Below are 12,594 nucleotides of genomic sequence, written 5' to 3'. Positions count from 1 at the left end.
TTCGAACGGAAGCGCGGCCCCGCCAGCGGGGGCCGCGCGCGGCGTCAGTTCTTGGTAATATTCCAGAACAGCGGCGCGGGCGCGTCCAGGACGCCGTCGAGGCTGTTGGACCAGGCCGTAGGCACGAAATACTGGCCGATCGGGGCGTAGATGCCTTCGTCATAGGCGATTTTCTGGATCTCCGCGGCCAGCTTCTGCTGTTCCTCCAGCGTGGGTGCGGTCGCATAGGCTGTACGCAACTCTTCAAGCTTGGGCACGTCCGGCCAGCCGAACCAGCCGCCGTCCTTGCCCTTGCCATTGACCATGTTGTTGACCAGCGGATTGAACACGTCGGCGCCCACCCAGTTGGTCATGAACATGTGCCACCCGCCTTCAGAGATGGGCGCCTGGCTTGCGCGCTTGCCCACCAGGGTCTGCCAGTCCATCGCCTGCAGATCGACGGTGAATCCCGCATCCCGCATCGCCTGTGCGACGACGATGGGCTGCGAGCGTAGCGATGCGACGTCCGTCGGCTGCATGATGACAATTGGCGTGCCGTCATATCCGGCCTCTTTCAGCAGCGCCTTGGCCTTGTCCATGCCATTGCCCTGCACAAGCGTTTCGGACCCCACGTCGGTGGCCAGCGGCGTGTCGCAGACGAACATGGCACCGCAGATCTTGTAGAGGTCAGGCGTCCCGACCAGCGCATCCAGGACGTCTTTCTGGTTCACCGCCGCAATGGCGGCCCGGCGGATCCGAGGATCGTCCATCGGCGGATTCAGCGTGTTGGGCCGCATGATCGTCTGGAATCCCAGCGCATTGAGGTTCTTGACCGTCAGATCCGGATTGGCCTCAAGGATCGGCAACAGGTCGGAGGGGGGCTGTTCCCAGAAGTCGATCTCGCCCGCCTGCAGCGCGTTGAGCGCCGTCTGGTCGTCGGCCATCACCACCCATTCGACGCGGTCCACCTTGACCACCTTGCCCCCCGCGGCGGCGCTTGGCGGCTCGTCGCGCGGGACATAATCCTCGTTCTTCTCATAGACCGCGCGCACGCCGGGCTGGTATTCGTCCGCCACCCATTTGAAGGGGCCGGATCCGATCTGTTCCGGGATCGGTTCGGTCGACGGCGTCTCGGCCAGCCGCGCGGGCATGATGAAGGGCACGTTCGACGAAGGCTTGGCAAGGCTTTCGATCACCAGCCCGTAAGGCTCTTTCAGCGTGAGGACGAACTGGTTTGGCTCTGCGCCCTGTTCCATGCTGTCCACGAAGGACATCAGCACCTGGCCCATTCCGTCGCGCTCGCCCCAACGCTTGATCGAGGCTGCGACGTCCGCGCCCGTCACATCCGCGCCATCATGAAATTTCAGCCCGTCGCGCAGGGTGAAGGTATAGGTCAGCTCGTCCTCGGAGACCTCGTAATCCTTCACCATCTGAGGCTGCGGTTCCAGATTGGCGTCAAGCGCGAAAAGCGTGTCGAAGATCATGTAACCGTGGTTGCGGCTCATGTAGGCCGTGGTCAGGATCGGGTCCAGCACCCGCAGGTCCGAATGCATGACCGCCCGCAGCGTCTGCGCGTCCACGCCGCCCGCCAACAGGGCCGATCCCGCCAGCGTGACACTGAGCAGCAGCGCCCGCGTCCCTTTCAGATTGAAGTGCTTCATCCGTAACCTCCCGTGGTTGATGAAAATGCGCCCGGCTTTATTGCCTTGTGTGACGCGGTTGTCGGTTCATGGTGAATCCTGCGGCCTGAACGCCTCGCCCAGCGGTTCCAGCCGCATTCCGGGCGCCAGTCGCCGGAAGGGCAGGCTTGCCGGGCTCAGCGGCATCGGTCCGGGGGCGGTGCAGGTCAGGATCGTCTCGGCGATATGGTCGAAATCGGCGCGAAAATGGACCGAGCTCTTGTTCACCAGGATCGCCTGTGTCTCGGGTTCGATCCCGACGAAGCGGTACATCTCGCGATCCGCCATCTGGGCCTTGTGGCTGGTGACGACCACGCGAACATCGTCAACGCGCAGGCAGGCAGAGGGGCCGAGATCCAGCGGTGCGCCGCCATAGAAGGGGCCGGATGCGATCAGCTTGCCCTCCGACAGCTTTTCCACGGCGAAACGCGCTTCATAGGGCGCATCGCCCTGGATCCCGGAAAAGCCGCCAAGCGCGAGGTCGATTTCTGTCCCTTCGCCAGCCGCATGGGCGGCGGCGGCCGCCCCTGGATCTACCAGAAGGCCAAGGGCGGCGCGCTTTGCCCCCTGCCGGACAAGCGCGCGCAGCATTCCCGTCGTGTTGCTGTCGCCCCCGGCGCCGGGATTGTCCTGCGTGTCGGCAATGATCACGGGGCGGCGCGCGTCCGCCGCGATCCGCATGGCCTCGATCACACCTTCGTCGGGGTCGAATGTCTGCCCGGCCAGCGCCGGCTCGGCGTCGCGCACCGCCCGTTCGATCCGGTCGGCCGCAGCATCGGCCGGGGCCTGTGTTTCGCCATAGCAGATCACCGTCGGGCCGCAGCCCGGGAAATCCGCGGCGGGAAAACCGAAGAAGAAGGAGGTGCTGGTGACGTCGCTGCATTCGGTCTTTGCGACCAGATCGTAGATATCCCTTCCGGGCTGGCCGCGCGTGCTTTGCCAGGCGATAGGCACCAGGAAAGGCAGGCGGCGGAATGCCTTCGCAGGTCTCGTGCCGGCCATCAGGCGATCCAGTTGCGCCGCCGCCCGATGCCCGGTCCGGGCCATGTCCACATGCGGATAGGTGCGAAAGCCCACCAGCATATCCGCCGCCTCGACCATCCGAGCGGTGATGTTGCCATGCAGATCCAGCGCGGCGGCGATGGGCACGTCACCCACCGCCGCACGCAGCCGGGCCAGCAGCCGTCCCTCGCCATCGTCCTCGTGCTCGGCCACCATCGCGCCGTGCAGGTCAAGAAAGATGCCGTCCAGCGGCCCGGCGGCATGGATGCCCGAAATGATCTCTTCGGTGATGCTTTCATAGGCGTCGCGCGAAACATGCGCCGACGGGATCGCTCCGGCCCACAGCACGGGCACCATGTCCCAGCCCGCCGATTCGCCGAATTCGACCGCGCCACCAATCCCCAGATTGATACCGCGCGACTGGTCGATCACCGCCTGCCCGCGCGCCATCGGCATGTATCCACCGCCCTGCACGAAATCCGACATCCGCGCCTTCGTCGGTGCGAACGTGTTGGTTTCATGAAGAAAACCGGCCAGCGCCACGCGCCTCGACATGCCCAATCCCTTCGATTCCCCGCGATCGGTCCGCAAGGACCTAAGTATTGCCAAGCAATACAACTGCATCGTATAGAAATTGTAGAAGCTGGCCTTACGTCAAGTCAACAGCGCCGTCACGAAGGATAGCACATGCCCAGAAATACGACGCGGGCAGAACCCGGACGGCGCGACCTGACCGACGCGGCGCGGGCCAGCGCGCTGTTCGTGCAGTCGGTGGAAAAGGCGATGACGGTGCTGTCGGCCTTTCACCACGCGGATGGCCCGCTGACGCTGACCCAGGTCGCCGAGCGCGCCGGGATCGACCGCTCGGCGGCGCAGCGCATGATCCATACCCTTCGCGTGCTGGGCTACATTCGCCGCGATTCGGACGGAAACGGATTCCTGCCGGGAATACGCCTGCTGGATCATACGCTGGACTATCTGCGGCTCGACCCGCTGGTGCGGCTGGCGACGCCGGTCTTGCAGGAACTGCGCACAGCGGTGCGCGAACGGGTGGACCTGTCGCTGTTCGACAATGCCCGCGTGATCTACGCCATCCGTCTGCAAACCAAACGCCAGACCCTGAACGCCACGCTGGTGGGCCACAGCGTGCCGAGTTTCTGCACCTCGGGCGGGTGGGCCATGCTGTCGCGCCTGTCGCCGGATCGTGCGCGGGCCATCGTCGAGGCGTCGGACCGGCGTCCCTTCACGCCCCATACGATCACGGACGTGGACGAGATCATGGCCCGGATCGCCCAGACCCGCGCGGACGGATATGCGCTGGCCATCAGCCAGATCCTGTCGGGCGAAATCGCCGCCGGCTTTCCCATCATGGACGCAAATGGCGATCCGGTCGCGGCGATACACATCGCGGGCTCGCTGGCGGAATGGACGCCCGCCGATTTCGTGCAGCGTGTCGTCCCCCCCGGCCAGCAGGCCGCCCGCGCCATCAGCCGCTTCTGAAGGAGAAGACGATTGGACCTCACCCTCCCCGGCCTTTCGGCCCCTGCCAGCATCTCCATCGACCGCTGGGGCCTGGCGCATATTCGCGCGCGAAGCACGCGCGACGCCTTCTTCGTGCAGGGCTTCAATGCCGCGCGGGACCGCTTGTGGCAGATCGACCTGTGGCGCAAGCGCGGGCTGGGTCTGCTGGCCGCCGACTTTGGCCCCGGCTATCTGATGCAGGACCGGGCGGCGCGCCTGTTCCTGTATCGCGGCGACATGGCGCCGGAATGGGCCGCATATGGCGATGACGCGGAACGGATTTGCACCGCCTTCGCGCAAGGCATCAATGCTGCCGTCGATCTGGTGGACGACGGCACCCTGCCCCTTCCGCCCGAGTTCGAACGCCTCGGCACCAGGCCCGCCTATTGGGCGCCCGAGGATGTGGTGCGCATCCGCACCCATTGCCTCATGCGCAACGCCGCGTCGGAACTGGCGCGGATGCAGGTGCACGGACTGGCCGACCCCGCGACCGACCTTCTGCGTGTGCCACTGTCCCCGTCCGTGCCCCGGGAGGAATGGGACAAGGCCGATGACGCGGCCCTGCCCGCCGATGCGCTTGCCGTCTATGAACTGGCCACCGCCCCCGTCACGTTCAGCGAAGACCGCTTGAACGCCCCGCTGCAGGACGCGCCCCTGTGGTCCTCCGTCGATGCTCGCAGGGCCGTCAGGCGCGCACCGTCAATGGAGGGATCGAACAACTGGGCCATCGCCCCAGCACGGACCGATACGGGCCGCGCCATCATGGCAAGCGATCCGCACAGACTTCATGCCGCGCCGTCGCTGCGCTACATGGTGCATCTGAGCGCGCCGGACCTCGACCTCATCGGGGCGGGCGAACCCTCATCCCCGGGCATCATGGCCGGCCACAACGGCAGCGCCGCCTTCAGCCTCACGATCTTCTGCGCCGACCAGGAGGATGTGATGATATACCGGACCGACGATGCGGGAACCGCCTACCGATACGGCGAGGGGACCGAGAAGATGTCACGCGTCGACGAAATCTTCGCGGTCAAGGGCTGTGCGGACCAGACGCTGCCACTTCTTTTCACCCGGCACGGGCCGGTCGTCTTCAACGAGGGCGGCACCGCCGTCGCCATCCGGACGGTGTTCACCGATCCCGGCACCGCGCCCTACATGGCAAGCCTCAAATCCATGCGTGCGACGACGATGCCGGCCTTCCGCGAGGCGCTGACCACCTGGGGTGCGCCGTCGGTCAACATGATCTATGCCGATTGTGCGGGCGACATCTGCTGGCAGCCCGCCGCCTATGTGCCAAGGCGCACCGGCTGGCGTGGCTTGATGCCCGTTTCCGGCGATGGCGCGCATGAATGGCAGGGCTACATGACCGCCGCCGATCTTCCCGCAGTCGAGAATCCTGTCAGCGGCTTCGTCCATTCCGCCAATGAGATGAACCTGCCGGCGAGTTGGGACCATGACGCGCATCCGATCGGCTTCGAGTGGTTCGAGGACGGCCGCGCGGATCGTATCGCCGAGGTGATCTCTGCGGACCGCGCACGGGACATCGCGGGCAATTGCGCATTGCAGACCGACACTTTCTCGGCCATCGCGATGGCGCTGATCGCGCTGCTGCCCGACGGCCCGGCTGCCGATCTTCTGCGTGGCTGGGACGGCCACGCGACGGCGGACAGTGCCGCTGCCCTGCTCTACGAGATCTGGCTTTCCCGCCATCTTCGTCCCGCGATGCTGGAAAAGTTCGCCCCCGATCCGGAACTGCGCAAATATCTGGCGCCCGGCAATATCCCCACGCTTGCGCGGATGCTGCAAGACGATCCCGGGCATGGCCAGATCCTTTCGGATACTCTTGCTGCGGCATGGGACGACACGCGGTCAATCTTTGGCAGGGATGTGACACAATGGCGTTGGGGCGACTTGCACAACGGCTATTTCGACCACGCGCTGACACCCCTGGGCGCCACACATGATGTCGGCCCACTCGCCACCGGCGGCAGCAGCACAACCGTCATGATGGGTCACTACGAGGCATCCGATTTCCGGGTCAGCAATGGTGCGTCGGTGCGTATGGTTCTGGATGTGGGACAATGGGACAACAGCGTCTGGATCAACGCACCGGGGCAATCCGGCGTGCCGGGCCAGAGCCACTACGACGACCTGGCCCCGCTCTGGGCCGCCGGGAACTATGTCCCCATGCCGTATTCCCGCGACGCGGTGGACGCCGCGACGCAGGAATGCATCGGCCTCATGCCGCAGGACCAATAGCGGTCGGCGGCGCGACCGTTCCCGGCCCGTTTCATCGGAACAGACCGAGGGCGCGCGGCGGACAGGGCGTGGGATGAAGCGGCCTTCCTTCTCCCAAACCATTAAAATAATTGATTTATGAATATTTTTTACGTGGAATCCCCCTATCGCAGGCGCCGAATCGTCATTTGCATCGCGAGAAGTGACCGGATGGCGCAGCCGGACTTTCCGCTGGCCTTGTCCCTGCTGACCTCGTCAACCAAGACTTACCGAAGCGCCCAGCGCAACGGCGCGTGCCCGCGATGCTCCGGCCAATGGAACGGGCCCGATGCGGGCGCCCGTGATGATCACGTCGCCCTGTTTCAACCTTCGTCCCTGCGCTGCGGCGTGTCTTGATAGCCAGCCCAGAAAATCCAGCGCATCCGAAATCGGGGCCGGCGTCTCGGTTGCGGCAGCCGGAAGGCCGTCAATCGTCAGCGCAATGCCAAGCCGATCGGGCAGCCCGTCGCGCCAGCCGCCGATCGGTTCACCCATCACGATGCCGGCCGAGCTGAAACTGTCGGCCATCTTCCAGAGAGGTGCGCAGTTCCCCCGGAGACGCGAGGCGACGAACTCGAACGCCAGACGAATTTCGGCAATGGCGTCGAGCGTCGGCCTTGGGCCGGGATCACGGTCGAGGATCAGCGCCGTTTCGACCTCGATCGCGGCATGGCCGGGCAGGATCGGCCTGGTCCCGGTTTCGTGCAACAAGGCGCGCGGCAGAATCGCGGCCTCGCGGGTGACGCCGCCAAGCAGCGCCATCTTCCAGACGCCGCCGGGATCGCAAAGCCCTGCCATCACCGCCTCTTGCACCTGGCGGGCCGCCGTGCGATCGGCCGGTTCGGGCGCCGTGACGGCAACGGGTGACCCCTGCCCGCGTGCCTTCAGAAGAAGTTCGGCGGCCGAGGCCACGTCGAAAGCGGATACCGTCATGCTGTTGCCCTCTGTTCCGGGAAAAGGGCGCCCAGGCAGGACGGATAGCGGACCTGATCCCGCGCGCTTGGCCGCGCAAGATGGATCGCGGTGTTCAACGTGTCTCCGCCCGCGCGCGGGTCGAAGGTCGAGGGCGCATCCGGACACGCCGAGTATTCGACCAGCGGCCCTCCGATGCAGAGAGAGCGCATGGTCATGTCGCGTATGGCGTCGGCAGCGGCCGGCCGGCGACATGGGCGGGATGTTGTCCAGCACCAGTTGCGCCATCGCGCGCCGCGCCTCGGCGGTGGCCGAGCCGACATGCGGCGTCAGCACACAATTCGGCGCGTCCAGCAGCGCCCGCGGCACGCATGGCTCGTCGTCGAAGACATCCAGTCCCGCCCCGGCAATGACCCTTTCGGACAATGCCCGCGCCAGCGTCTCGGCATCCACGACCGGGCCGCGCGCGACATTGACGACGATCCCTTCGGATCCAAGCGCCGCCAGCACGTCGGCATCGACCAGACCGCGCGTCCCGGCGCCCCCCGCCGCCGTCACGAACAGGACATCGCAATCGCGCGCCAACTGCCGCGCGTCAGGGCGAAAGGTATCGGGCGCGCCGGGCTTTTCCGCGCGTGCGGTATAGAAAACCTGCATCCCCATTCCGCGCAGCAGATCGGCCAGCCTGCGCCCGATCCGCCCATAGCCCAGGATCCCGGCCCGGCGTTCCAGCACGGAGCTGCCAAGCGCAAGCTTGGCACCCGCAGCCCAGGTTCCGGCGCGCAGGAAGCGATCGCCCTCGGCGATGCGCCGACCGCAGGCCAACGCCAGCGCCAGCGCCATCTCGGCCACGGCCAGCGACAGCACGTCGGGCGTGGTCGTCACGGCAATGCCGCGGCGCTGCGCCTCGGTCAGATCGACAGCATCGACTCCGACCCCGTTCACCGCGATCAGGCGCAGACGGGGCAATTTCGCCATCTGCGTGGCCGACAGCCCGATATTGCCTGCCGTCAGGACGATTTCGGCATCGCCCGCCACGTCGATGTCGTGCACGACATCGTAATCCGCGCGCAGCCTTTCGGCCATGTCCTGCGGCTTCAGATCGGCCAGCGCCAGAACGGGGGGGCGGCTCATGCGATCTGGCCCAGGAAGGTCTGCAAGCGTTCGTTCTGTGGATTGCCGAAGAATTCATTGGGCGCGTTTTCCTCGACGATGACGCCCTTGTCCATGAAGATCACCCGGTCGGCGACGGCGCGAGCGAATTCCATCTCATGCGTGACACACAGCATGGTCATCCCGTCCCGCGCCAGGTCGATCATCGTCTCCAGCACCTCATTGACCATTTCCGGATCCAGCGCGCTGGTCGGTTCGTCAAACAGCATGATCCGCGGTTTCATGCACAATGCCCGCGCGATCGCCACGCGCTGCTGCTGCCCGCCGGACAACTGGGCGGGATATTTCTCGGCCTGTTCGGGGATTTTCACCCGATCCAGATATTGCCGCGCCGTCGCCTCGGCTTCGGCGCGGGTCACCTTGCGCGTCTTCATCGGCGCCAGCATGCAGTTTTCCAGGACCGTCATGTGCGGGAACAGGTTGAAGGACTGGAAGACCATGCCGACATCGCGCCGGATCTTCGCGACGTTGTCGCCGCCCGCTTTCAGTTCCACCCCGTCCACGACGATCGAACCGGATTCGATCGGCTCCAATTGATTGATCGTTCGGATCAGCGTGGATTTGCCCGACCCGGACGGGCCGCATATGACAATCCGCTCGCCCCGCCTGACCGTCAGGTCTACATCGACAAGGGCGTGAAATCCGCCGTAATACTTGTTGACGCCCCGCATGGTGATGGCGTTTTCGGTCATGATCCTTTTCCCTTCGCGGAACGCCCGGCCGCATCCGGCCGGGCGGCGCCTGACTTACTGGGCTTGCTTCACGAAGTCGGGCAGCGGCTCGCCCAGCCATTTCTCGTGGATCTTGTCCAGCGTGCCGTCGGTCGTCGCCTGATCGACGAAGGCATTCACCTTTTCCAACAGCGCGTCCGATCCGGGCGCCACGGCGATCCCCTGCACCTGACTGGACAGGTCGAACTTCTTGTTGAACCGATCGCCGGTGGCCTTGCCGATCTGCGACATGACCACGTTCGACACGCCGATCAACTTGACCTGACCCGACATCAGCGCCTGGACCGCTGTCGCGTCGTCGTCGAAGCGGCGGATATCCGTGCCATCGGGCGCGATGGCGGTCACGCCGCTGTCCTGGGTCGAGGCGCGGGCGACGGCGATCGACTGGCCTGCCAGACCGGACGCGTCGCTGACCTCAAGCCCGCTATCACCATAGACCGCGATGCTGATCCCGGCATAGGGCTTGGAGAAATCGACTTTCCGCGCGCGTTCTTCGGTAATGCCGAGCGAGGCGACCAGCACATCGACCTGCCCCGACAGCAGGTAGGGGATGCGGTTCGGCCCCGTCACCGGCACGATCTGTGGCGCGACGCCCAGATATCTTGCCAGCGCCTTGGCGACATCGGCATCATAGCCATCGGGATTGCCCGAGGCGTCCTGGATGCCGAAGGGCGGAAAATCGACCAGCATGCCGATCTTGATGGTGCCGGCCTTCTCGATGGCGGCCAGATCGGCGGCAGTTGCGGGCAGCGCCAGCCCGGCAGCCAGCGCCGAGGCGGCAAGGGTCGTGAACAGACGACGGGTCAGTTTCATAAGTTTCTCCTCCGTGACGAGATGGGTTTAGCGGGTGACGGCACGGCGCATCCGCGCCTCGAGCCTGCGCGCCAGCAGCGACAGCGGCCAGCACAGGATGAAATAAAGCGCGGCCACCGTGCCAAACACCAGAAATGGCTTGAAGGTGGCGTTGTTGATGATCTGACCGGCGCGGGTCAGTTCGGTAAAGCCGATGATCGAGGCCAGCGAGGTTCCCTTGATCAGCTGCACCAGAAAGCCGACCGTCGGCGCCACCGCCAGCCGCATCGCCTGCGGCAGCACGACATGGCGCATCCTGTCGGTGTAGGACAGCGACAGCGCCATCGATGCCTCGGTCTGACCCGAGGGCACGGCCTCGATGGCGCCGCGCCAGATCTCGCCCAGATAGGCACTGGCGTGAAAGGTCAGCGCGACAGCGGCTGCCAGCAGCGGATTGATCGGCAGCCCCACGACGGCCAGCCCGAAATAGACCAGAAACAACTGCATCAGCAACGGTGTGCCCTGGAAGATCTGGATGAATCCGGCAGCGACGCGCCGAAGCAGCGTGCCGCCCGATGTCCGGGCCAGCGCGATGCCCAGCCCGCCGATGGCGCCGCCAAGAAACGCAATGGCCGAAAGGATCAGGGTCCAGCGTGCCGCCGAGGCGATGAACAGGATGTCAGAGGCCGAGAATTCGCGGATCATCAGCGGCTCGCAGGATAGGTGAAGAACACGCGGCGGATCGTGGCAAACAGCGTCGAAAAGCCAAGGGCCAGCAGAAAATACATGACCGTCAGAACCAGATAGATCTCGAAACTTGCGAAGGTCCGCGCGTTCAGATCGGCCCCCGCCGAGGCCAGATCATTGGCCGAGATGACCGAGACCACGCTGGAGGTCAGCATCAGGTAGATGAATTGGCTGGTCAGAGAGGGATAAATGTTCCGCAGCGCCGGCTTTACCACCACATACCTGAAGATCTGCACCGGGGTCAGGCCCAGGGCCCGGCCCGCCTCGATCTGGCCGCGCGGGATCGATTCGATGCCGGCGCGAATGATCTCGGTCCCGTAGGCACCGACATTGATGACCAGGGCGACCAGCGCCGCGGTGTTGGGCGACATGCTGATGCCGATGGCCGGCAGGCCGAAGAAGATGAAGAAGATCTGGACAAGGAAGGGCGTGTTGCGAATGACCTCGACATAGACGTCGATGAGCCAGCGCAGCGGCCGGATGCCGGATGTCTTGCCAACCGCACCCATCACCGACACGGCCAGCCCCAGCACCATCGCCGCCAGCGACAAACGCACCGTCAGCAGCGCCCCGTAAAGCAGCAGGTCGAGGTTCTCGAAGACGGGCTGGAAGTTGAACTGATACATCTGCTCTCCCCTGCCGATGTGCCGCTTCCCATTGTTTAGAACGATCTAAAATCCGTGCGGAGGAAAGTCAATCACGATGGCTGCTTCCTCTTATCATCAGCCTCGGCAGAATCACGGACCGCTGAACCGGCGCATCCGCCTGGGCCAGGCGGCGGGCCAGCAAGTGGCCGGCCCTGACACCAATGCAGTCCGGCTGCATGGCAACGCTGGTCAAGGGTGGATAGGTCAACCGGGCCAGAGGCAGATCGTCCAGCCCCACCACCGCGAGATCGCGGCCCGGTTCGCACCCCGCGCGGCGCAGGCCCAGCATCAGACCCGCCGCCAGCACGTCGTTGAAACACAGCACTGCCGTCGGCCTGGTCTTCAGCGCCAGCATCGCCGCCGCCGATTGCGCGGCCCCTTCCCAGGTCAGTTCGGCTTCGACGATCCCCGCCGACGAGGCCCCGGTTTCGCCAAGCGCGGCCGTAAAACCGCGCAGACGCTCTTCTCGCGCCGATGTCTGCGCGGCCACCGACAGAAAGGCTATCCGGTGATGTCCCCCGCCGACCAGGTGCCGGATCGCCAGGCGCACGCCCTCGAGGTAGTCCGCGCCGGCATAATCCGTGATCCCTTCGCCGACCTCCCGCAAGGCCTGCACCACGGGCACGCCGCGATGCCGCAGGCGCAAAGGCAGATCCGGATCGGTGCCTTCGGCCGGACACAGGATCACGCCATCGACGCCATGACCCCGAAACCTCTGCAGGATGTCGTTCTGACGCACCGGATCGTCCTGGCTGTTGGCCAGAAGAACGACCCTGTCATCCTCGCCCATGACCTGTTCGACCCCCGACAGGAATTCGGTGAAGAAGGAATTGACGAGGTTCGGCACGATGACACCCACGGTGCGGCTGCTGTTGTTGCGCAGCCTTGCGGCCCCGATATCGCGGACATAGTCGAGATCGGCCATGACCTTCTCGACCTTTTCGCGCGTATGATCGGCGACCAGCGGCGATTTCCGCACCACCAGCGAGACCGTCGCCCGTGAAACGCCCGCCACCCGCGCGACCTCGGCCAATGTGACCTTCTTGCGGTTCATGCTGCGCCCTCCTGTTTGCCCTTTCATAGCGAAATCCAGAAGATGCGACAGGCTCGGTCAACGTCACCAACTCGCAGATT

10 protein-coding genes are annotated in these 12,594 nt (G+C 65.2%); 2 read left to right on the top strand and 8 right to left on the bottom strand.

The window, feature by feature from the left end; translation table 11 throughout:
- Window positions 1-44: 44 nt before the first annotated feature.
- Together B4L36_RS11635 and B4L36_RS11630 are read right to left on the bottom strand one after the other, a co-directional pair.
- Window positions 45-1,640 carry an ABC transporter substrate-binding protein gene (locus B4L36_RS11635; RefSeq protein ID WP_292957224.1) on the bottom strand — a complete coding sequence of 532 codons (1,596 nt, stop codon included), beginning with the start codon at window positions 1,638-1,640 and terminating at the stop codon, window positions 45-47.
- A 66-nt stretch (window positions 1,641-1,706) separates the two neighbouring features.
- Window positions 1,707-3,215, bottom strand: a complete 1,509-nt coding sequence (locus B4L36_RS11630; protein ID WP_292957221.1) for a M81 family metallopeptidase — start codon at window positions 3,213-3,215, stop codon at window positions 1,707-1,709.
- Window positions 3,216-3,347: 132 nt separating this feature from the next.
- On the opposite strand from B4L36_RS11630, the gene B4L36_RS11625 reads away from it, so the two are divergent.
- Complete coding sequence (locus B4L36_RS11625) at window positions 3,348-4,160, top strand: IclR family transcriptional regulator (protein WP_292957219.1); 813 nt, start codon at window positions 3,348-3,350, stop codon at window positions 4,158-4,160.
- Window positions 4,161-4,172: 12 nt separating this feature from the next.
- Complete coding sequence (locus B4L36_RS11620) at window positions 4,173-6,440, top strand: penicillin acylase family protein (protein WP_292957216.1); 2,268 nt, start codon at window positions 4,173-4,175, stop codon at window positions 6,438-6,440.
- 234 nt (window positions 6,441-6,674) lie between these two features.
- Here the strand turns inward: B4L36_RS11620 and B4L36_RS11615 are convergent, their stop codons facing one another.
- The 6 genes from B4L36_RS11615 to B4L36_RS11590 form a co-directional block, all read right to left on the bottom strand.
- On the bottom strand, window positions 6,675-8,504 hold the full coding sequence (locus B4L36_RS11615) for an NAD(P)-dependent oxidoreductase (protein ID WP_292957213.1): 1,830 nt from the start codon (window positions 8,502-8,504) through the stop codon (window positions 6,675-6,677).
- Window positions 8,501-9,235, bottom strand: a complete 735-nt coding sequence (locus tag B4L36_RS11610) for an amino acid ABC transporter ATP-binding protein (RefSeq protein ID WP_292957210.1) — start codon at window positions 9,233-9,235, stop codon at window positions 8,501-8,503. The genes B4L36_RS11615 and B4L36_RS11610 overlap by 4 nt, the downstream gene beginning before the upstream one ends.
- A 54-nt stretch (window positions 9,236-9,289) precedes the next feature.
- Complete coding sequence (locus B4L36_RS11605) at window positions 9,290-10,087, bottom strand: transporter substrate-binding domain-containing protein (protein WP_292957207.1); 798 nt, start codon at window positions 10,085-10,087, stop codon at window positions 9,290-9,292.
- A 27-nt stretch (window positions 10,088-10,114) separates the two neighbouring features.
- A complete protein-coding gene (locus B4L36_RS11600) occupies window positions 10,115-10,768 on the bottom strand; it encodes an amino acid ABC transporter permease (protein WP_348670817.1) in 654 nt (217 codons plus the stop codon).
- A 2-nt stretch (window positions 10,769-10,770) separates the two neighbouring features.
- The gene (locus B4L36_RS11595; protein ID WP_292957201.1) at window positions 10,771-11,439 is read right to left on the bottom strand and encodes an amino acid ABC transporter permease; all 669 of its coding nucleotides are present in this window, start codon (window positions 11,437-11,439) and stop codon (window positions 10,771-10,773) included.
- Between the two features lie 67 nt (window positions 11,440-11,506).
- Window positions 11,507-12,514, bottom strand: coding sequence for a LacI family DNA-binding transcriptional regulator (locus B4L36_RS11590; RefSeq protein ID WP_292957199.1), 1,008 nt, complete (start codon window positions 12,512-12,514; stop codon window positions 11,507-11,509).
- Window positions 12,515-12,594: the final 80 nt, after the last annotated feature.

The sequence above is a fragment of the Paracoccus sp. UBA889 genome (genome assembly GCA_002294185.1).
In the GTDB taxonomy this organism is placed as follows: domain Bacteria; phylum Pseudomonadota; class Alphaproteobacteria; order Rhodobacterales; family Rhodobacteraceae; genus Paracoccus.
Note: the sequence above shows the minus strand (reverse complement) of the source record. Positions and strands in the feature narration are given on the sequence as shown.